Origin of the sequence: Streptomyces sp. NPDC052042 (assembly GCF_044548345.1) — a bacterium.
GTDB lineage: Bacteria > Actinomycetota > Actinomycetes > Streptomycetales > Streptomycetaceae > Streptomyces.
In genome coordinates this window covers 58,272-78,715 of sequence record NZ_JBIUBU010000030.1, presented here as the reverse complement: position 1 = coordinate 78,715, position 20,444 = coordinate 58,272, and the positions used below count along the sequence as shown (strand labels likewise).

Below are 20,444 nucleotides of genomic sequence, written 5' to 3'. Positions count from 1 at the left end.
GTTCTTCTCGCCGATGGCGGCGAACACCCGCTTGTCGCAGATCAGCGGGTTGGCGCTGGTCAGGATCGGGGTGGCGAGCGCCTTGCCGTCGACCACGACGGACTTCAGCGCGAAATCGGTGTAGTCGGACTTGGCGTCGGAGGGCATGTACTCGTCGGCCGGGACGATGTTCTTGGCATACTTCGGCAGCTGGTCCGGGATCAGGTAGACCGCGTCCGGCCCCTTACCGGAAGCGATCGCGGTGGCCAGGGCGGTGTCACGGTTGGCCCAGGGGAAAGTCTCCACCTTCACCTTGACACCCGAGTGCTCCTTCTCGAACGCCTTGATCAAGCCGTCCCAGTACGCCTTGTTCTTGGCCTCGTCAAAGATGACCGGATAGGTCCACATGGTGACGGTGTTGTCGTCACCGCCGCTGGAACAGCCGGCCAGCACACCGGCGGCGAGCGCGGTGGCGACGACCGGGACGGCGACGGCGCGGACTCTGGAACGGCGGGTGAGGAGACGGGACATGAGGGGGTCCTCCGAGGACGTGAGGGTGGGACGGGGAAGAGGGGAGGGCGTACGGTCGGACGTCACCGGGCGGGCACCGTCTGGACGGTGCCGGTGTGCCGGGCGCGTTCGGCCGCGAACGCCGCGAGATGGCTGCCGAGCGAGGTGGCGGGACCGGAGCGGACGGCCCCGGCGTCGCCGTTGGCGACGGCGGTGACGAACGCGTCGACGAGTCCGGCGTCCCCGCCGCCGTGCCCGTCGGCCGCGTTCGAACCGGACGCGCCGAGTTCGTGGACGGTGGACTCGCCGGTCCGGAAGTCCTGCACGGTGACCCGCTCGCCGTCACCGATCAGCCAGCCGTGCGAGCCGAAGATCCGGGTCTGCCGGTGCGTCTGCTCGGTGAACGCCACCATCTGGAAGGTGGCGGTCACCCCGTCCGTCAGCCGCATCGCCAGGACCTGGTGGTCGACCACGTCGTTGTCGGCGCGGTAGGCGCACAGGCCGTACGGGCCTTCGCGCAGGGCCCGCAGCAGCCCGGCCTCGTCGGTCGCCTCGGTGACGTGGGTCACCGGCCAGACCGCGCCCTTCTCGCGCAGCGTCGGCAGATACAGCTTCGGTGCGCTGTACGGGCAGCCGGGCTCGACCGCACAGTCCAGGCACCGCTCGGCGGACCCGGCCGGGGCGTTCTCCGGCCGGAAGTGCTTGAGCCCGCCGAAGCTGGTGACCTGTTCGATCCGGCCGCCCATGACGTACGTGATCCAGTCCAGGTCGTGGCAGGACTTGGCGAGCAGCATCGGGGAGGAGTCCTTCTCGCTGCGCCACGGACCGCGCACATAGCTGTGGGCGTAGTGCCACCAGCCCACCGGTTCCAGGTGGTCGATGGAGACCAGCTGCCCGAGCACGCCGGAGTCCACGGCCTTCTTCACCAGGTCGGTGTAAGGGGTGTACCGCATGACGTGGCACACCGCGAACAGGACGCCGGTCCGCTCCACGCCCTCGACGATCCGCCGGGTCTCCTCCTCGGTGGGGGCGAGCGGCTTCTCGGCGAGGATCGCGTACCCGGCCTCCGCCAGGGCCAGCACCGGCTCCACGTGGTGGCGGTCCTGGGTGGCGACGACGACGGCGTCGGCGATCCGGTTCTCGACGAGCGGGCGCCAGTCGTCGAACTCGACGGGCGCGCCGGCGGCGGCCCGGGCGGCGGGGCGCGGATCGGCGACGGCGACGAGTTCGGCGCGCTCGGGGTGCGCCTTGATCCACTCGGCGTACGTCAGACCGCGGTTGCCGGCGCCGACGAGCGCGACCCGGACGGGCCGGCCGGTGATCGGGGTATGCGTGGACACGGGGAATCCCTGGTACTCGGTGGGCGGGGTGGTCAGAAGCGCAGCGTGGCCGCGGTGTGGGCGACGCGGTCGCCCTCGTCCGGCAGGGCGGTGCGCTCGGTGCCGTCCTCGACGCAGCCGGTGTGCAGCAGGTGGCTGCCGGCGCCGGTGAACGCCGCGGGCCGCAGTTCGAGCCGGCCGCCGGTGAAGGTGGAGCCGGTGGCCCGGTAGCGGTTGGGGCCCTCGGTGACCAGGACGTGGGCGGTGCCCTTGGGGGCGGTCGAGTCGAGGCCGCTGAGCTGCCAGTCGACGGTCCGTCCGGAGCCTGCGCGGCTCAGCAGGGCGCCGTCCTTGTTGGTGCCGTTCAGACGCGTGCCGTCGACCCGCAGGCGTTGGTCCTTGTCGGACGTCAGCTTCAGCCCGGTGTCGCGGAGTTCGCCGCCGAGGACGGTGAGGTCGGCGTGCTTGAGCGAGACCGGGGCGGTGTCCTTGGAGCCGGTCAGGACGCACTGGTCCAGGACGAGCGGCCCGGTGCCGTTGAACACCGCGCCGTCGACGCCCTTGAGCGTGGTGCGCTGGAGGGTGAGCGGGGCGGTCACGTTGGCCTGGGTGACCTCGGCGCCCGCGGCGAAGGCGAACGACGAGTCGGCGATCACGTTGGGGCGGGCGGACAGGTCCGACGCGCGGGACACGATCAGCGGGCCGGTGGCGGTGCAGCCGCGCATCTGCACGCCGTCGGCGTTGACCCAGAGCATTCCGGAGCCGGACAGCGACTTCTTCCCGATGACCAGGACGTCTTCCAGGGTCAGGTCGGTGATCTTGACGCGTGCCACGAACCAGGAGCAGGCGTGCCGGCGCACCGTGATCCGCTTGGCCCTGCCGCCCCACGCGGCACCGGAGTTGGCGAAGGTCATCAGCCCCGAGTTGCCCGTGTAGACGAGGTCGTGCTCGAACTGACCGTGGGTCACGAACGGGCCCTCGTCGTCGCCGTCGCCGTGGCAGTTGGTGACGTAGCAGTAGGCGGAGGCGGTGAAGTCGTTCAGGTGGCGGGCGTTGGAGGTGTGGCAGTCCTCGACGTGCCCGTACAGGCAGTAGATCTGCTGGGTGAGGTAGCCCGCGCCGCCGTACGTGACGGACTTCGGGTTGGTCAGCGAGCACTGCTCGGTGCGGTAGTACGTGCACCAGCGGCGCATCACCACCGGCCAGAAGGTGCCGATCGCCTCGATCCCCGAGACGTCGCAGCGGACGGCGTACTCGTACGCGACCGGGTGCGAGCCGGACATCTCGTCGTCGCCCCAGCCCTCGAAGACCATGTTGCGGACGTGGGCGCGGTCCACGGGCTCGACACGGGTCCAGGTGAGCTTGCGGCCCGCGGCCAGGTCCCAGCCGATCTGGTAGTTGACGCGGATGTGCTTCGCGTCGGCGATCTCGGTGACCTGGACGAGGCGCTGGATCTCCTTCTCGTACTTGCCCGCCAGGGCGTTGATCTCGACCGCCCACCACTGGCCGATCTCGAACTTCGAGGAGTCGCCGACCTCGAACAGGTCCGAGAGGTCCGGCATCGCCGCGCTCAGGGTGTGTTCGACGGTGGTGTCGGTGACGGTGCCGCGGAAGGAGAGGACGGCGCCGAAGGGGTTGTCGTGGGTGTTCTTCTCGATGCCTTCGGTGCGTATGCGGTGTCCGCCGAAGTCGAGTTCGATGTTCGAGCGGTCGAAGAGGTGGCGCTTGGTGAACAGGAGGTCGGTGTGGGCTTCGATGCGGTGGACGCTCTTGTCGGCGATCATGGCGTCGAGGGCGGCGTCGGCGGGGGTCTTCGCGTCGAAGTGGCCGAAGGTGCGGAAGTCGAGGGTGCCGGTGTGGAGCTGGTGCCAGCGGCCGGGGCCGGGGTTCTTGCCGTCGGGGGCGAGGACGGTGCCGCCGTTGTGGGCGGTGGTGGACCTCTTGTTCCAGCGGACGGCCATGCCGCCGCCGTCGCCGGGGGTGCGGTAGCCGGCGACCAGGACCTGGGTGCCGTCGTCGAACGGTTTCGTGTTCAGCGCGCGCAGCGCGGCGACCGTGTCGACCCGCAGGACGTCGCCCGCGTGGGACGGCGCGGCCTGCGCGGTACCGGTGGCCACGGCCGTGGAGGCCACGACCAGACCGGCCAGACCCGAAGCCCGCAGCAGGGCACGACGGGACGACGGGGCGGTGGGGTGGTGCGGAACGCTCATGCGGACTTCGCCTTCCGAGAAGCGCCGGGGATGAGGGAGCGTTCCTGCGGTGGACTGCCGAGAGGCGGATGGCTGAAAAGGTCCGGCCATCGGATACTCCGGCGCGATGGGCAGGCGTCGGAAGCAGGCCGGAAAGGGAATGAAGCGCGAGTGACGGGGGGATGTCCTCGCGGTTGGCAGGGAACCTACGGTGGGTTGTGCCGATCGGTCAAGACCTGAATGCGCCGGAGTGCGTGATCTGCTGTCGCGGCCGGCGGCATGCACCCGGACGGGATCCGGCGCCGGGACGGGCGGTGCCGGGAGGGGCGCTAGGGGGCGTGGATGGTGTTCTCCGGGTCGTCGACCCAGCCCAGCGAGAGGCTGATCCGCCGGGCCGCGTCCCGCACCTGACCGCCCAGCTCCTGGTAGCGCCAGGCCGGAAGGCCGAGTTTGAGGCCCGTGATGGAGATGGCTCCGGCGCACACCGAGCGGTCGTCGAGGACGGGGGCGCCGATGCAGATGATGCCCTCCGCGTCCTCCTCGTCGTCCAGGGCGTAGCCGACCCGGGCGATGTCGCGCAGATGCGTCAGGAACGTGTCCCGGTCGGTGATCGTGCGGGAGGTGCGCCGGGGCAGTCCGAACCGCTCGACGACGGCGGCGGCCTCGCTCTGCGGCATGGCGGACAGCAGCGCCTTGCCCAGGCCCGTGCAGTGCGGCAGCTCGCGGTGACCCATCCGCAGGTCGAGGCGGACCCGCTGGTCGAGCTCGACCTGGTCCACGACGACCGCGTGGCCGTTCTCGGGGATCGCGAGGCGGGACGCCATGCCGGTGGTCCGGGTGAGCTCGCTCAGGACGGGGTGGGCCACCCCGCGCAGGGAGACCTGCGCGCGGGCCCGGTCGCCGAGTCGGGCCAGGGCCATCCCGAGCCGGTAGCGGCGGTTCATGCCCTCGCCGTCGTCGGAGACGAGGCCGTAGGCGCGGAGGGTCTGGAGCATGCCGAAGGCGGCGCTCTTGGAGATGGAGCAGGCCTGTGCGACCTCCGTGACGCTCAGGCCGTTCCCCTGCGCGGGGGTGGCGAGTGCTTCGAGGATGTCCGCCGCCCTGGCCACGCTCTTGACCCAGTACTTCGGTTCCCCTGCGGCAGAACTGTTCGTCATAGCAGAACAGTTTAGTGCCAGGGGGCGAGGTTGACGGCTCCTTCTCTCAGAAAAAGGCCGAGAACGGGCGGTCTCATGTCTGAAAGGGGGTTGACCGTCCCAAGTGGCGGACGTAGTATCCAGGAACTGTTCTGCTCTACAGAACAGCGTTCAGAAAAGCGAAACGCACCACCCACGCAACACGGATCACACTTTCCTGCGGCGACTGCCGGGCGGATGGCGCCAGGGACTCACGGGCCGGGCAGGGCCCGCGACAACCGACGACTCTCGACGCAAGGAGCAAGCGATATGAGTGCAGGCCCGGTTGGCAACGAATCCGGAGCCCGGCTCGCCGAGCGCGCCCGCCGGGTCGTACCCGGCGGCGTGAACAGCGGTCAGCGCAGCGTTCCCGGACTGACCGACCTCGTCGTCACCGGCACCGAGGGCGCCCGGTTCCGCACCGCCGACGGACGCGAGTACACCGACTTCCACTCGGCGTTCGGCCCCCCGCTGCTGGGCCACAACGACCCGGACGTGGCCCGCGCCACCGCCGAGGCCGGCACCACCCTCGGTCACATGGGCGTCGGCGTCACCGAGGGCGAGATCCACCTCGCCGAACAGCTCGCCGAGCTGATCCCGTCGATCGAGAAGGTGCTGCTCACCAGCACCGGCAGCGAGGCCACGTTCCACGCGCTGCGCGTCTCCCGCGCCGCCACCGGCCGCCGCCTCGTCGTCAAGTTCCAGGGTTGCTACCACGGTTGGCACGACTCCGTCAGCCTCAACGTCATCTCCGCCCCGGACAAGGTCGGCGGCCCCGACCCGATCTCCACCGGCATCCTCCCCGAGGTGCTGGACGCCACCCTCGTCCTGCCGTTCAACGACAGCGACGCCGTCCGGCGGGCCTTCGCCGAGCACGGCACCGACATCGCCGCCGTGATCGTCGAGCCCGTCCCGCACAACGTCGGCGCCCTCCTGCCGTACCAGGAGTTCCTCACCACGCTCCGCGCGGAGACCCGCAAGGCCGGCAGCGTCCTGATCTTCGACGAGGTCATCACCGGCTTCCGGCACGACATCGGCGGCTGGCAGAAGATCTCCGGCGTCACCCCCGACCTCACCACCCTCGGCAAGGCCATCGCCAACGGTGCCCCCGTCGGCGCCATCGGCGGCCGCGCCGACCTCATGGACCTCTTCTCCACCCGCCCCGGCGCCCCCGCCTTCTTCGCGGGCACGTACAACGGCCACCCCTCGGTCGTCGCCGCCGCCCTCGCCACCCTGCGCAAGCTGCGCGAGGAGCCCGTGCACGAGCACGTCTTCCGGCTCGGCGAACGCGTCCGCACCGAACTGACCGGGCTGTACGAACGCCTCGGCGTCCCCGCCGTCGTCACCGGCTACGGCTCCGTCTTCGTCAGCTACTTCATGTCCGGTGAGGCCCCCCGCACCTACGCGGACCTGCTGAACAACGACGCCTCCCTGTTCGTCGGCTACCGCCGCAAGCTCCTGGAGCACGGCCTGTTCGAGCTGCCGCTCAACCTCAAGCGCAGCCACATCAGCTACGCCCACACCGACGCCGACGTGGACCGCCTCATCGAGGGCACCGAGGCCGCGGTCAAGGCGGTCCTCGACGAGGGCGGCGCCCGCGACCTGGAGAACGCCTCCACCATGGGCGGAGCGACCCGCTGATGCTCACCGTCGACCGCACCCGGCCCGCCGGGCCCGCCGGGCGGATCAGCCGGGTCGAGACCCTGATGCTCGGCACCTCCTGGCGCGACTTCGGCTACGTCCGGGTCCACACCGACGAGGGACTGTCCGGCATCGGCGAGATCACCCACCCCTACCGGGTCCGCGAGGTCTGCGCGCTCACCGAGGCCATCGCCCAGCGGCATCTCATCGGGGCCGACCCCTTCGACGTGGAGGAGCTGTGGCTCCGCGTCTACCAGGGCGACTTCCTGCGCGGCGGAGACATGGGCGGCATCGCCCTGTCCGGCCTCGACCAGGCCATGTACGACCTGATGGGCAAGGCGCTCGGCGTCCCCGCCTACCGGCTCTCCGGCGGCGCCTGCCGCGACGGGGTCCGGGTCTACGCCAACGGCTGGTACACCGGCGAACGCGAGCCCGAGGTCTTCGCCGCCAAGGCGCGAGGGACCGTGGCGAAGGGCTTCACCGCCCTCAAGTTCGACCCGTTCGGTCCCGGACTGCACGAGCTGGAGCGCGCCGAACTGCGCCGCTCCATCGATCTGGTGGCCGCCGTCCGCGAGGCCATCGGACCGGACGTCGACCTGTTCATCGAGGGCCACGCCCGGTTCGCCATGCCGACCGCCGCCCGCCTGGTGCGGGAACTGGAGCCCTTCGACATCGGCTGGTTCGAGGAGCCGATGCCGTGGACGCACATCGAGCGCTACGCCGAACTGCGGCAGCGCGCGGCGTTCCCGATCTCCGGAGGCGAGCACTTCCACAACCGCTACGAGTACAAGCAGCTCTTCGCGACGAGCGCCGTCGACATCATCCAGCCCGATCTCTCCATGGCCGGCGGCCTCACCGAGGTCCGCAAGCTGGCCGCGATCGCCGACACCCACGGCATGCTGGTGGCCCCGCACAACTCCAACTCGCCGCTGTGCACCACCATCTCGGTGCACGCGACGCTCGGGATCCCCAACTTCAAGATCCTCGAGACGTTCGACGGGCTCCTGGAGGACTACGTCTTCGACGCGCTCAAGGGCACCCTCCCGATCACCGACGGCCGTATCGGCCTGCCGACCGCGCCCGGATTCGGCGTCGAACTCGTCGACGAGGTCTTCGAGGAGCACCCGCCCAGCCACCGCTTCTGGAACATGTTCGCGGACGGCTGGGAGAAGCGGAACCGGACATGATCGTCGACGTCCACTCCCATCTCTTCCGGCACGGCCACGACTTCACCGAGCCGTTCACGTCCGACTCCGCCCGCGCCCACGCGGGCGAGGTCGACCTGACGGTGAAGTGGGAGGAGTACGCCGCCACGGCCCCCGAGGGCACCCGCACGATCGTCGTCGGCGGCAAGGCCCGGCGCAGCGGGCTGTGGGTGGACGACGCGGCCGTGGCCGCTTACACGGGAGAGCACCCGGACCGGCTCATCGGGTACCTCTCCCTGGACCCCACCCAGCCCGGATGGCAGGACGAACTCCGGTACGGCCACCAGGAACTCGGCCTGCGCGGCATCAAGCTGATGCCGATGTACGCGGGCTTCGACCCGGCCGCCGAGGAGTACGACGAGCTGTACGGCTACGCCGAACGGCACGGGCTCCCGCTCCTGGTGCACACCGGCACGACCTTCGTGTCCAGTGCGCCCCTGGAGTGGGCGATGCCCCGCCACCTGGACGCCGTCGCCATCCGCCACCCCGAACTGCGGATGGTCCTCGCCCACCTCGGCCACCCCTTCGAGGGCGAGTGCATCGCGGTCATCCGCAAGCACCCGCACGTGTACGCGGACATCAGCGCCCTGCACTACCGGCCCTTCCAGCTCTGGCACAGCCTCCGGCTGGTCCAGGACTACGGGGTCTTCCACAAGCTGATGTTCGGCAGCGACTACCCGTTCACGACCGTCGACGACTCGGTGAAGGGGCTGCGGGAGATCGCCCGCGTCCCCGGCATCCCCGGGCTGCCGCCGCTCGACATGGACGCGGTGGAGGAGATCATCCACCGGCCGTCGCTGGACCTGCTGGGCCTGAACGGCTGACCGGGCCGTTCCCCGCGAACCTGCCGGCGCGGCGGCCGGACACCCCCCGTCCGCGTCCGCCGCACCGGCAGCCGGGCCGCCGCGCACCCCACCCTGTGTCCCGCGCGGCGGCCCTCCTTCCCCGTACGTCACGTCGCCGTTCCCGTCCGTACGTTCCCGCTCTTCGTACGCGCCCGCTCTCCGTACGTCTCCGTCTGGAGGACCCCGCCATGACCGCAGCCGTCCCGCCCCGCCCGATCGACCGCTTCGACCTGACCGGGCGCACCGCGGTCGTCACCGGGGCCGCCCGGGGGCTCGGCCGGTCCTTCGCCGTCGGGCTCGCCGAGGCCGGAGCCGACCTGGTCCTCGTCGACCTGCCCGGCGCCGACGGAATCGACGCGACCGCGGCGGACGTCGAGGCGCTCGGCCGCCGCGCCCGCGTGTACGGTCAGGACCTCGCGGACGTCGACGCGCTGCCCGGCTTCGTCGACACCGTGCGTGCCGAGGCCGGACCGCTGCACATCCTCGTCAACAACGCGGGCACAGCGGCCCTGGAGCGCTTCAACGAGATCACGCCCGCGAGCTGGTCCCGCATCATGCGGGTCAACGTCGACGCCGTCTTCTTCCTCAGCCAGCGCGTCGCCGAGCACATGGCGGCGGACTCCGTCGCGGGCCGCATCATCACCATCACCTCGAAGAACGCCCTGGTGGCGGAGGCGGGCCTGGCCCACTACAACGCCTCCAAGGCCGCCGCGCAACTGCTCACCGAGACCCTGGCGGTGGAGCTCGCCCCGCACGGCATCACCGCCAACACCCTGGCCCCCGGCATGGTCGAGACCCCCATCGACGGCGAATTCCCCTTCGACCGGGAGGAGTTCGAGGCCGCATACCGCGCACGTATCCCGCTCGGCCGTTACGCGCGGCCCGACGAGTGCGTGGGCGCGCTGCTGCTGCTCGCCTCGGACGCGGGGGCGTACCTCACCGGGGCGCGGATCGTCGTCGACGGGGGAGTCCTCGCCGACCAGATGCCGCGGATGCGCTTCATGCCGCCGTACAGAAACACCATCTGACACGCATCGACACCGCGAGGAGCACCTTCGCCATGTCCATCCCCGCACCGCCCCCCGCCGGTCCTCCGGCCCCGTCGTCCCGTCGTGCCCTGCTGCGGGCTTCGGGTCTGGCCGGTCTGGTCGTGGCCTCCACGGCCGTGGCCACCGGTACCGCGCAGGCCGCGCCGTCCCACGCGGGCGACGTCCTGCGGGTCGACACGGTCGCCGCGCTGCGCGCGCTGAACACGAAACCGTTCGACGACGGCACCCAGGTCCTGGTCGCCGGCTACCGCACCCCCGGCGACGGCGGCGGCATGGCCGTCCGCTGGAACAAGAGGTCCAGCACCGCCCACAACGGCGGCACCGTCCTCGCCCCCGACGGCAAGAACCCCGGCCCCGGCCGCTGGCACCAGCTCCACACCGGCACCCTCGACTTCCGCACCTTCGGCCACTTCGACGCGAAGACCCCCGCCGACGCCGCCCTCGACGCCATGATCGCCGACAAGAGCGTCCACCGCATCGAAGCCCACACCGACCTCCTGTTCACCAAGCGCCACCTCTTCGACCGCTCGAACATCGAACTCGACTTCGGCGGCCACCGCATACGCACCGAAGGCATCGAGAAGAACACCCACGACAACCCCTTCGGCGCCGTCCTCTCCTTCCGCGGCACCGTCACCGACACCACCGTCCGGCATCCGCTCTCCGCCGAGGTCGTCGAACTCACCGACACCTTCCCGGTCCCCGACGCCTCGGCATTCGAGGTCGGCCAGTGGTGGGCCGTGCAGGTCGCCCCGGTCGAGGGCGGCGGCCGCGACGAACGCGAGCTCCAGAAGCTGGTGGAGATCACCGAGATCGTCGATGCCACGCACATCCGGATCGGCTACCTCAACGGCTGGGCGCTCGCCAAGGGGCGTGCACTCACCTGGACCCGGATCGAGCCGGTGCGCAACACGCACGTCCGCAACATGGCCTTCGAGGGCGCGGGACCCGACGAGTACACCGGGTCCCACCCCGTCAGCTTCGAGTACGCCGTCGGCTGCGACGTCTCCGGGATCCACGCCACCGGCACCTTCTGGCCGGTCATCATGCGCCGCTGGTGCACCCGGTTCCGCACCGAGGACTGCTCCCTGAAGAACCCGCCCACCGTCGAGTACGGCGGCGCGGGCTACCTCACCCAGCAGATCTACTGCCTGTACGGGCGCGTCGCCGACTGCACGACGAGCAACGTGCGCCACCTCAACGACCTCACCGCCTCCGCGTACTGCACGGTCGTCAACTGCCACGGCGACGGCGACGACGCGGGCGGCAACCCCTTCACCACCCACGGCCAGTACGAGCACGACCTGCTCTTCGACGGCAACTCCGGCCTGATGGACATCGCCAACTCCGGTGCCCAGTGGGGAATCTCCGCCAAGCGGATCACCGTGCGCCGGCACGTCTGCTCCTGGTTCACCGCCAACACCAAGATCACCGACCTGACCCTCGAAGACGTCACCGTGATCGCCCGCCCCACCTTCGACCAGGCGGGCACCCTCACCGTCAACGCCGACGGCGCCCAGGTCCGCGGCTGCACCGCCAGGACTTTCGCCGTCGCCCAGCGCTCCGCCCGCTCCACCCGGCCCACCACCGTCAGCGACTGCGCGTTCGAGCCGCCCGCCGGAACCGTCCTCGTACAGACCCCGGTCACCGCCCCCGTGCACTTCGTGCGCTGCACCTTCACCGGGGTCGACGGCGCGATCCTGCGCGGTGCCGGTCCCGTCCACTTCACCGACTGCACCGTCGTCGGAGCCGAGGACGCCGCCCCGCTCTCGGTCGGCTCCGCCGAGCTGCGGATCGACGGCGGCCGTTACGAGAACACCGGCGTCGAGCTCAGCGCCGCGCGCGACCAGCGGATCACCGTCACCGGCGGAGCCCGGCTCACCGGCACCAACAAGGCCCGGACACTGCTCGGCCGGTCGCCCGGACCGGGCACGGTGACCTGGGACCTCACCGGGTTCAGCAGCGCCGCCTCCGCATCCGGCACCGCCCATGTACGCATCGCCGACGGCACCAACCACTACGCGGCGACCGGTGGCCGCTTCACCGGCGGCACCCTCCATCTCGCCCCGGACGCCCTGGCCTCCGCCCTGCACACCGCTTGCGTGGAGGACGGCACGAAGCGCACCGCCCTGCCCGCCGACGGGGCATCGGTGCGCACGGAAGGGAACGTGATCCTGTGACCGCCCTCGTCCGCACCACGACTCCGGCCGACGAACCGGCACTGGCCGCTCTGTGGCGGCGCTGCTTCGACGCCCCGCACCTGCCCCTGCTGCACGGTCTCGACCCGGACCGCCACCGGCACACGTTCGTCGCGCAGAACGGTCCGGACGGTCCGGACGGCGAGATCGACGCCGTCGTGGCCTATGTGCCGCGGCGGATCCGCGACGCGCACGGCGTGCCGCGGCGGGTCGGCGGCATCGGCAGCGTCGCCACCCGCCCCGAGGCCCGGGGGCAGGGGCTGGTGAAGCGGCTGCTGGCGGAGGCGGAACGGGTGATGACGGCCGAGGGGTGCGACTGGTCCCTCCTGTTCACCGGCACGCCCGCCGTCTACCGGGGCTCCGGGTGGCGGGAGTTCGCCAGTACGTACACCGAGGGGACGCTCGCCCCGTCCCCGTCCCCGCGCGCCGGGACCTTCCGGATCCGAGCGGCCACCTCGGCGGACGCCCCGGCGGTGGCCGCCCTGCACGACGCGTACAACGCCACCCGGCCGCTCAGCGCGGTGCGGACCCCGGAGGACTGGGCGGTGCGGGTGCCCGCCTGGTACGGCCCGTTCGAGGAGTCGCTCGTGGCGCAGGACCCCGCGTCGGGTCGGGTGGCCGGCTGGATCGCGGCCCGCTACGAGGAGGAGCGCGCGGACGTCCACGAGTACGCGGGGGCGCCCGGCTGCCTGGGCGCGCTGCTCGCCGCCGTCGGTGAACGGGGCCGGGCCGCCGGGCTGGACCGGGCCAGGGTTCGGCTCCCCGACGGGCCCGCGGTCCGGGCGGCTCTGCCGTCCCTGCTGGCGGACGCCAGGACGGTGACCGAACACGTGGGCATGGCGCGCCCGCTGCACGCCACCGAGGAATCGGTCCGTGCCACCGTCACCGCGCCGGGCGCGGTCCACTGGTTCGGCGACTGCTTCTGAGCACCGCCCGTGAAGGGCCCGCTCACCGGCCGCGCCGGTCTCGGTGCGCGGCGACGCGCACGCGGGTGCCGCAGCGGGGTGAGCAGTAGCGCTGCGGCGAGCGGCGGTCGGTGTCGATGAAGTAGCGGTGGCATTCGGGCGCCGCGCACGGCCCCCAGGCGCAGTACCCGCGTTCGCCGAGCCAGAGCGCGAGGGCGAGGGCGGTGGTCGCCAGGAGCCAGTCGGCCGGGTCCGCGTCGTGCGGCGCCCGGGAGTGGAGCGACCAGGGGCGCCCGGCCAGGCGGACCAGGCGGGGCGGGGCGGAGTGGCGGTCGAGCACGGCGTTGATGGCCTCGGCCGCCTCGTCCACGCCGTCCGCCCCGACGGGCATCTCGCCTGGCGGGCCTCCGGCTCCTCGCACGCGGCCCTCGCCGGGGTCCTGCGCCGCATTCTGTCCGCGGCATGAGAACCGCCCCCGGCCCGTGCGGGCCGGGGGCGGTCGTCGGGGGCGGTCCCGGAGTACGGCTCCGGGACCGCCCTCCAGGACTTCTCCCTACGGCTTCTCCTTCGCGCCCGGTTCGCCGTACGCCGACGTGCCCGAGTCGAGAAGCGGCTCCTGGGTCTTGAGGTGGGCCGGGGCGAAGGCCCGCAGGACGTGGTAGCCGGTGATGACCACGATCGTGCCCAGGGCGATGCCGCCCAGTTCGAAGTTGTCGGTGATCTTCAGGTTCACCCCGCCGACGCCGATGATGATGCCCGCCGCGGCCGGGACCAGGTTCAGCGGATTGCGCAGATCGACCTTGGCATGCAGCCAGATCTGGGCGCCGAGCAGGCCGATCATGCCGTACAGGATGACGGTGATGCCGCCCAGCACACCGCCGGGGATGGCGGCCACGACCGCGCCGAACTTGGGGCAGAGGCCGAAGAGCAGCGCGAAGCAGGCGGCCGCCCAGTACGCGGCGGTGGAGTAGACCCGGGTCGCGGCCATGACGCCGATGTTCTCCGAGTACGTGGTGTTCGGCGGACCGCCCACCGCGGTCGACAGCATCGACGCGGCACCGTCGGCGGCGATCGCCGTGCCCAGCTTGTCGTCCAGCGAGGATCCCGTCATCTCGCCGACGGCCTTCACGTGTCCGGCGTTCTCGGCGATGAGCGCGATGACCACCGGCAGCGCGACCAGGATCGCCGACCACTCGAAGCTCGGCGCGTGAATGGACGGCAGACCGATCCAGTCGGCCTGGGCGACGCCCGACAGGTCGAGCCGCCAGTGGTCGACGGCCTCGGCGCCGCCCACCGGGGAGTGGATCCGGCCGAAGATCCGGTCGAGCGCCCAGGACAGCGCGTACCCGAAGACCAGGCCCAGGAAGATCGCGATCCGGGACAGGAAGCCGCGCAGGCACACCACGGCCAGCCCGGTGAACAGCATCACCAGCAGTGCCGTCCACTGGTCCTGCGGCCAGTAGGTCGACGCGGTCACCGGGGCCAGGTTGAAGCCGATCAGCATGACCACGGCGCCGGTGACCACCGGCGGCATCGCGGCGTGGATGATCCGCGCGCCGAACCGCTGCACCGCGAGACCCGCGAGGAAGAGCGCCGCGCCGACCACGAGGACCGCGCCGGTGACCACGGCGCTTCCGCCGCCGCTCGCCCGGATCGTCGCGGCGACCCCGACGAAGGAGAGGGAACAGCCGAGGTAACTGGGCACCTGGCCGCGCGTGGCCAGCAGGAAGATGGCCGTCGCGACACCCGACATCATGATCGCGAGGTTCGGGTCGAGGCCCATCAGCACCGGCGCCACGAACGAGGCGCCGAACATCGCGACCACGTGCTGGGCGCCGAGCCCGAACGTGCGGGGCCAGGAGAGCCGTTCGTCCGGTCGGACCACGGCCCCCGGGGCGGGTGTCCTCCCGTCGCCGTGCAAGGTCCAGCGCACGCCGAGGCTCATGGTCGCTCCCTGTGTGTAGGTGCGGAGCCCACTGCCTCGCCCGGCACGGCGCACATCCGCAGAATCGAAACAGCGACATGGTAATGCCGGATCACGCGGTGCCCGCCGCCGGGGCGCACCGCTGTGACCTGGACCTCGGCGGGTGAGGGGTGCGGACGGGCCGGCTCGCGGTCCGTGCCCGGCGCCGGGCACGGGCGGCCGGAGGCTCAGGGGAGCGGGTCGGCCGCCGCCGGGCCCGGGGCGCCCCCGGTCCGCACGGGGCTGCGGTCGCCCGCCCGCAGCACTCCCGCCCCCGCCACCAGGCCGAACGCCAGCACTGTGACCAGGCCGAACGACACCACCAGCGAAGTCGCCTCGGCCAGCGAGCCGATCGCGGACGGGGCGATCAGGCCGGAGGTGTAGGTGATGGTGGCCACACCCGCGATCGCCTGGCTCGGGTTCGGACCGCTGCGCCCGGCCGCCGCGAAGGCCAGCGGGACCACCACGGCGACACCGAGGCCGAGCAGCCCGAAGCCGCACAGGGCCGCCACCGCGCCCGGCGCCGCGACCACGAGCACACCACCGACCGTCGCGAGGACTCCGCTCACCCGCACGGTCCGGACCGCCCCGAAGCGGTCGACGACCCTGTCGCCGGCGATCCGGGCCACCGCCATGGTCAGCGCGAAGGCCGTGGTGGACGCGGCGGCGAGCCCGGCGGACGTACCCATGACGTCGCGCAGGTACACCGCCGACCAGTCCAGGCTCGCGCCCTCCGCGAACACCGCGCAGAACCCCACCGCCCCGATGATCAGTGCCGACCTCGGCGGCAGCGTGAAGCGCGGCGGCGGCTCCTCGTCGGGCGAGCTGCGCAGATCCAGCACCCCCTGGCAGGCCAGCAGGCCGAGCGCGGTGAGGACGAGCGCGGCGACGGCATGGTGCAGCCGGGCGTCGGTGCCCAGATGGGCGGCCACCGTGCCCGCCGCCGAACCGGCCAGGGCCCCGGCGCTCCACAGCCCGTGCAGCCCGGACATGATCGACCGGCCCAGACGGTTCTCCACCTCGACGCCGAGGGCGTTCATCGCCACGTCCGACATGCCGGCCGACGCCCCGTACACCAGCAGCGCCGCGCACAGCGTCACCAGCCCCGGGGCGAGCGAGGGCAGGACCAGGGCCAGCGTCCACAGGGCGAGCAGCGTCCGCAGCGCCGTCCTGGCGCCGAGGCGATGGGTGACGGTGCTCGCCAGCGGCATCGCGAGCGAGGCGCCGATCGCGGGGAAGGCGAGGGCGAGACCGAGCTGCCCGGCGCTCACCCCGGCGTGGTCCTGGATCCACGGGACCCGGGTGGCGAAACTGCCGGTCACCGCGCCGTGCACGGCGAAGACCGCGGCGATGGCGATCCTGGCCCGCCGCACCCGTTCCCCGCCGGGGACCGTCCCTGTGGAATCCGTCGTCATACCGTCGTGCCCCTCCTCGTACGTTCCCGCCGGTGAACCCCGCAGACCGTCTCCGCGGGGCGGGCCGTAAACTATCAGGAACCCTGCCTGATAAATAGTCCACCCGTCCGTCCCCCGGGGGTGGCGCTCTGGAAGGATCCCGGCATGGCCGCATCACCGAGCACCGCGCGGGCCATCAACGACCGGCTCGCCCTGCGGCTGCTCCAGCAGGAGGGCCCGTTGACGGCCGCGCAGTTGAAGAAAATGACCGGGCTCTCCCGCCCCACCGTCGCCGACCTGGTCGAGCGGCTTCAGGACGCCGGGCTGATCCGGGTCGTCGGTGAGTCGGGCGCCGAGCGCCGGGGCCCCAACGCCCGGCTGTACGGGATCGCCGCCGACCGTGCCCATCTCGCCGCGCTCGACGTGCGCACCGGCAGCGTCGCCGTGGTCGTCGCCGATCTGCTCGGCGCCACGCTCGCCGAGGCGACGCTGCCGGTCGACGGCGACACCGGCACCGAGACGGCCGCCGAGCAGGCCGCCGCCCTGCTGGAACGCACCGTGCGCGAGGCGGGCGCCGCCCCGCTGCACAGCGTGGGCGTCGGCGCGCCCGGTCTGATCGACCCGGTCTCCGGCGAACTGCGCGACACCAGCGGGCTGCCCGCCTGGCACCGACGGTTGGTGCGGGTGCTCCAGCAGCGGCTGCCCGCGACCGTCCTGGTCGAGAACGAGACCAACCTGGCCGCCGTCGCCGAACACCGCGTCGGCGCCGCCCGCGAGCGCGACACCTTCGTCCTCTTCTGGCTCGGGCACGGCGTGGGCGCCGCCGTCATGCTGGACGGCAGGCTCCGGCGCGGCGCCTCCGGCGGCGCGGGCGAGATCGGGTTCCTGCCGGTGCCCGGTACGGGCGGGGTGCCGTCGGCCCTCCGCTGCGACAACGGCTTCCACTCGCTGGTGGGTTCCGCCCCGGTCTGCGAACTGGCCGCCGCCCACGGCATCGCGGTGCCCCCGGACGCAGCCGGGAGCGACAAGGAGCCGGGTGCCGCGTTCGCGGTCCGGGCGGCGCTGGCGGGGGAGGGCGCGGGCGAGGCGTTCCTGGACACCCTCGCCGAACGGCTCGCGCTGGGTGCCGCCTCGGTCGCCTCGGTGCTCGACCCGGGGTGCGTGGTGCTCGCCGGGGAGGTCGGCCACGCGGGCGGTGACGCGCTGGCGGCACGGGTCGAGGAGCGGCTGGCCGCCATGTCCCCGCTGCGCACCGAGGTCAGGGCCGGGCTGCTGGGCGGGGCGGCGGTGCTGCGCGGGGCGCTGCTCGCGGCCCGGGACGCGGCGCAGGACGACCTGTTCGGCCCGGCGGGCTGAGCCGCCGGGCCGACGGGCCCTTCCGCGGAGGCGGACGGCCGGCCCGGTGCACGGGGCGGCCCCGTGCACCCGGGCGCGGGCGAGCCCGGCGGTGACCGGGGGCGAACCGGTCACCGCCGGGCGGTCGGGGCGAGTGCCGGTGCGTCAGCAGGCGCCGAGGTCCTGCCAGACGCCCCAGTCACCGGTGGAGCCGGGCGTCTCGCCCTTCGTCCACCACTTGGCCTTCCACTGGTGCGAGTCGTGGCTGACCGTCGTACCGGCGCCGTACTCCGCGGTCGTGCTCCAGACGGGCGCGGTGCAATCGCCGCCGCCGGGGCCCGGGGTCGGGGTGGCCGAGGGGTCGGGCGTGGGCGTGGGACCGGGCGTGGGGCCCGTGCCCGGCTCGACGACGGTGGTCCCGCGCGCCAGGTCGGCGGCCAGGGAGTACGACTTCCCGCCGAAGGTCACCGTCCAGTTCGACGGCGTGGAGGTGGGCTGGTAGTAGACGAAGTCCAGCTGCACCGAGGCGCCGGGGGCCAGGCTCTGCCAGGCCGGCAGCTTCAGCGCGACCCGGTGGTAGTCGCCCTTCAGCCCGCCGATGTTGTTCGCGGCGGTGTGGTCGCTGCGCACGATCGTGGTGCCGAAGCCCGACTGGTCCTTGGCGTTGGCGGGGGCCGAGGTCGCGTAGTCGAACTGGAACTCCGTGCCGCCGGGCAGGGTGGCCTTCGTGTGGTTGGTGATCGTCAGCTTGGGGCTGATCGGGTAGTTGGAGTCGCCGAGCGGGAACTGCCCGAAGGACACGTCGATGTCGAGCGCCTCGGCGGGCAGGTCGATGGTGGACCGCTTCGCGCCGTACGGGGCGGCCGACTTGAACGCGTCGTACATCGTCGAGGTGAGCGTGGAGCCCGGCTCGTACTGGCCCTTGTCCGCATTCCAGCCGTAGTCGCCCGCGAGCTCCCAGATCATGGTGCCGCCGATGCCCTTGTCGACCACGTACTTGGCCTTCTCGGCCACCGACTGCTCGTCCTCGGTGGAGAGGAAGACCTTCTTCTGCGCGTTCCACAGCCAGGGCGCGACCAGCGTGGCGTCGTACTTGCGGGCGTAGGTGCCGGTCAGCTGCGTGTCGGCGGGGAAGCCGTAGTCGGTGACGTAGTCGCCGACGATGCCCTTCTCCAGGTTCTTCGCGTGCCACATCGGGTTCGAGCCGGCGGGCGACTCCTTGTCGTTGTCGTCCAGGTCGTGCCAGAGGTTGTCGATGCCGACGGCGCCGTCACCGCACTTGGTCAGCCCCGACCCGGCCGGGCAGTCGGTGGAGGCGGCCCGGCCCCACAGGCCGTCCGTGCCGCCCTGCACGTTCTTGAAGCCGCGGCTGTAGTACGGCAGGCCGATGTTGATCCGGCCGGACGGCATCGAACCGCGGAAGTAGTGGTACGCCCAGTCGGTGTTGAGGTAGCCGATCCCGCCGTACTGCGAGGTGGAGTAGACGCTCGACTGGGCGAGTTCGGCGTCCTTGCCGTCGTCGTACAGGGCGGCGTTGGGGCCCACGTACTCGTTCCAGGCGCCGTGCAGGTCGTACGACATGATGTTGACGTAGTCCAGGTACTTCTGGACCTGGAAGGTCTCCATGCCGCGCAGCAGATAGCCGGACGAGGGCGCGGCCACGCTGAGCAGGTAGTGGGTGCCGTCGGCGGCGGACGCGCGGTCCAGCTTCTCGCGCAGCGTCTTCATCAGGGCCGCGTAGCCCTTGACCAGACCGGCGCGGCGCGCGTTGGACACGGTCCAGTCCAGTGGGTTGCCCGCGTCCTTCATGGTCGTCGGGTACTCGTAGTCGATGTCGACGCCGTTGAAGCCGTACTTCCTGATGAAGTCGACGGCCGAGTCGGCGAAGGTGTCGATGCCCGCCTGGTTGACCGAGCCGTCGGCGTTGGTGGCCATCGAGTAGAAGCCGCCGGAGTCCACCCGTTCGCCGCTGGCGTCGAAGTAGCCGCCGGTCTCGGCCCAACCTCCCACCGACACCATGGTCTTCACGTTCGGGTGCTTCTTCTTGAACTTGCTCAGCAGGTTGAAGTGGCCCTTGTACGGGAGGTCCGGATCCAACTCGGCGCCCGCGACGCCGGGCCACGTCATGCCGGTGGAGGCGTTCTCCGGCCCGTCGGCGCCGACGGAGAGCTTGTTGGCGCCGTCGACATGGGCGAAGGCGTAGTTCAGATGGGTGACCTTGTCCCAGGGGATGTCGGGGACGAGATAGGCGGGCTTGCCGTCCTTCCCCGTCCGCCAGTTGGTGAAGTAACCGATGACGCGCCGCTGGTGGTCGGCGCCCATCTTCTCGCGGCCCTCGGTGTCGTAGACCGAGCAGTAGGGGACGGCGACGCCCGGGGTCTGGTAGAGCCCGTCGGGCCGACAGGACTCCTGGTCGGCGGCGGCCGACGGGGTGGCGCTGAGCGAGCTCAGCAGCAGCCCGGCGACGGTGGCGCCGGTCGCGAGCAGCGTGGCTCTCGCGCGGATGGGGGACAGCACGTTCGTTCCTCCTGGGGAGGTTCGGCGGAACACAACTGGCGGGGGCGTGTTGGGATCCCGGGCGTGCGCACACCGCGGGACGGCTCCTCGGAGGTGACGCAGAGATTAAAAGGACTAGACCAATCCGTCAATAGGTCTGGACCTTTGACCCTCCGGTGCCGGGCGCGGCGGCTTCTCGTCCTCGGCACCGGTGGCCGGCTCCGGGAGCCTGTGAGGCACT

General features: G+C 71.9%; 15 protein-coding genes. 7 read left to right on the top strand and 8 right to left on the bottom strand.

What is annotated here, in order from left to right:
* The 4 genes from ACIHCL_RS32110 to ACIHCL_RS32095 all read right to left on the bottom strand — a co-directional run.
* Window positions 1–510, bottom strand: a 510-nt coding sequence (locus ACIHCL_RS32110) for an ABC transporter substrate-binding protein (protein ID WP_399867543.1), incomplete at its 3' end; no start/stop codon positions are given.
* Window positions 511–572: 62 nt separating this feature from the next.
* Complete coding sequence (locus tag ACIHCL_RS32105) at window positions 573–1,829, bottom strand: Gfo/Idh/MocA family protein (protein ID WP_399867542.1); 1,257 nt, start codon at window positions 1,827–1,829, stop codon at window positions 573–575.
* A gap of 32 nt (window positions 1,830–1,861) precedes the next feature.
* Window positions 1,862–4,018, bottom strand: coding sequence for a peptidase C14 (locus ACIHCL_RS32100; RefSeq protein ID WP_399867540.1), 2,157 nt, complete (start codon window positions 4,016–4,018; stop codon window positions 1,862–1,864).
* A 308-nt stretch (window positions 4,019–4,326) separates the two neighbouring features.
* The gene (locus ACIHCL_RS32095) at window positions 4,327–5,154 is read right to left on the bottom strand and encodes an IclR family transcriptional regulator (protein ID WP_399867538.1); all 828 of its coding nucleotides are present in this window, start codon (window positions 5,152–5,154) and stop codon (window positions 4,327–4,329) included.
* 288 nt (window positions 5,155–5,442) lie between these two features.
* Between ACIHCL_RS32095 and ACIHCL_RS32090 the strand changes: the two genes are divergently transcribed.
* From ACIHCL_RS32090 to ACIHCL_RS32065, 6 genes are all read left to right on the top strand, one after another.
* A complete protein-coding gene (locus tag ACIHCL_RS32090) occupies window positions 5,443–6,813 on the top strand; it encodes an aspartate aminotransferase family protein (RefSeq protein ID WP_399867536.1) in 1,371 nt (456 codons plus the stop codon).
* A complete protein-coding gene (locus ACIHCL_RS32085) occupies window positions 6,813–8,000 on the top strand; it encodes a mandelate racemase/muconate lactonizing enzyme family protein (RefSeq protein WP_399867535.1) in 1,188 nt (395 codons plus the stop codon). Before ACIHCL_RS32090 ends, ACIHCL_RS32085 begins: the two co-directional genes overlap by 1 nt.
* Window positions 7,997–8,842: an amidohydrolase family protein gene (locus tag ACIHCL_RS32080; protein ID WP_399867533.1), complete on the top strand. Its 846-nt coding sequence runs from the start codon at window positions 7,997–7,999 to the stop codon at window positions 8,840–8,842. The genes ACIHCL_RS32085 and ACIHCL_RS32080 overlap by 4 nt, the downstream gene beginning before the upstream one ends.
* A gap of 209 nt (window positions 8,843–9,051) precedes the next feature.
* Window positions 9,052–9,891 carry an SDR family NAD(P)-dependent oxidoreductase gene (locus ACIHCL_RS32075; RefSeq protein ID WP_399867531.1) on the top strand — a complete coding sequence of 280 codons (840 nt, stop codon included), beginning with the start codon at window positions 9,052–9,054 and terminating at the stop codon, window positions 9,889–9,891.
* A 32-nt stretch (window positions 9,892–9,923) separates the two neighbouring features.
* The gene (locus tag ACIHCL_RS32070; protein WP_399867529.1) at window positions 9,924–12,092 is read left to right on the top strand and encodes a peptidase C14; all 2,169 of its coding nucleotides are present in this window, start codon (window positions 9,924–9,926) and stop codon (window positions 12,090–12,092) included.
* Window positions 12,089–13,036 carry a GNAT family N-acetyltransferase gene (locus tag ACIHCL_RS32065; RefSeq protein WP_399867527.1) on the top strand — a complete coding sequence of 316 codons (948 nt, stop codon included), beginning with the start codon at window positions 12,089–12,091 and terminating at the stop codon, window positions 13,034–13,036. The genes ACIHCL_RS32070 and ACIHCL_RS32065 overlap by 4 nt, the downstream gene beginning before the upstream one ends.
* Window positions 13,037–13,058: 22 nt before the next feature.
* Here the strand turns inward: ACIHCL_RS32065 and ACIHCL_RS32060 are convergent, their stop codons facing one another.
* The 3 genes from ACIHCL_RS32060 to ACIHCL_RS32050 all read right to left on the bottom strand — a co-directional run bounded on the left by ACIHCL_RS32060 (window position 13,059) and on the right by ACIHCL_RS32050 (window position 16,393).
* The gene (locus ACIHCL_RS32060; protein ID WP_399867526.1) at window positions 13,059–13,406 is read right to left on the bottom strand and encodes a CGNR zinc finger domain-containing protein; all 348 of its coding nucleotides are present in this window, start codon (window positions 13,404–13,406) and stop codon (window positions 13,059–13,061) included.
* Window positions 13,407–13,568: 162 nt separating this feature from the next.
* Window positions 13,569–14,960: a uracil-xanthine permease family protein gene (locus tag ACIHCL_RS32055; protein ID WP_399867524.1), complete on the bottom strand. Its 1,392-nt coding sequence runs from the start codon at window positions 14,958–14,960 to the stop codon at window positions 13,569–13,571.
* Between the two features lie 206 nt (window positions 14,961–15,166).
* A complete protein-coding gene (locus tag ACIHCL_RS32050) occupies window positions 15,167–16,393 on the bottom strand; it encodes an MFS transporter (RefSeq protein WP_399867522.1) in 1,227 nt (408 codons plus the stop codon).
* Between the two features lie 144 nt (window positions 16,394–16,537).
* Here ACIHCL_RS32050 and ACIHCL_RS32045 point away from each other — a divergent pair, with 144 nt between their 5' ends.
* Window positions 16,538–17,728, top strand: a complete 1,191-nt coding sequence (locus ACIHCL_RS32045) for an ROK family transcriptional regulator (RefSeq protein ID WP_399867520.1) — start codon at window positions 16,538–16,540, stop codon at window positions 17,726–17,728.
* A 144-nt stretch (window positions 17,729–17,872) separates the two neighbouring features.
* On the opposite strand, the gene ACIHCL_RS32040 is transcribed toward ACIHCL_RS32045, so the two are convergent.
* Window positions 17,873–20,224: a chitinase C-terminal domain-containing protein gene (locus tag ACIHCL_RS32040; RefSeq protein WP_399867519.1), complete on the bottom strand. Its 2,352-nt coding sequence runs from the start codon at window positions 20,222–20,224 to the stop codon at window positions 17,873–17,875.
* Window positions 20,225–20,444: the final 220 nt, after the last annotated feature.

Excerpts from the sequence above, each read along its gene's own strand:
- ACIHCL_RS32100 (WP_399867540.1), bottom strand. The coding sequence starts at position 4,018 with ATGAGCGTTCCGCACCACCCCACCGCCCCGTCGTCCCGTCGTGCCCTG.
- ACIHCL_RS32095 (WP_399867538.1), bottom strand. The coding sequence starts at position 5,154 with ATGACGAACAGTTCTGCCGCAGGGGAACCGAAGTACTGGGTCAAGAGC.
- ACIHCL_RS32090 (WP_399867536.1), top strand. The coding sequence starts at position 5,443 with ATGAGTGCAGGCCCGGTTGGCAACGAATCCGGAGCCCGGCTCGCCGAG.
- ACIHCL_RS32085 (WP_399867535.1), top strand. The coding sequence starts at position 6,813 with ATGCTCACCGTCGACCGCACCCGGCCCGCCGGGCCCGCCGGGCGGATC.
- ACIHCL_RS32080 (WP_399867533.1), top strand. The coding sequence starts at position 7,997 with ATGATCGTCGACGTCCACTCCCATCTCTTCCGGCACGGCCACGACTTC.
- ACIHCL_RS32075 (WP_399867531.1), top strand. The coding sequence starts at position 9,052 with ATGACCGCAGCCGTCCCGCCCCGCCCGATCGACCGCTTCGACCTGACC.
- ACIHCL_RS32070 (WP_399867529.1), top strand. The coding sequence starts at position 9,924 with ATGTCCATCCCCGCACCGCCCCCCGCCGGTCCTCCGGCCCCGTCGTCC.
- ACIHCL_RS32060 (WP_399867526.1), bottom strand. The coding sequence starts at position 13,406 with ATGCCCGTCGGGGCGGACGGCGTGGACGAGGCGGCCGAGGCCATCAAC.
- ACIHCL_RS32055 (WP_399867524.1), bottom strand. The coding sequence starts at position 14,960 with ATGAGCCTCGGCGTGCGCTGGACCTTGCACGGCGACGGGAGGACACCC.
- ACIHCL_RS32050 (WP_399867522.1), bottom strand. The coding sequence starts at position 16,393 with ATGACGACGGATTCCACAGGGACGGTCCCCGGCGGGGAACGGGTGCGG.
- ACIHCL_RS32045 (WP_399867520.1), top strand. The coding sequence starts at position 16,538 with ATGGCCGCATCACCGAGCACCGCGCGGGCCATCAACGACCGGCTCGCC.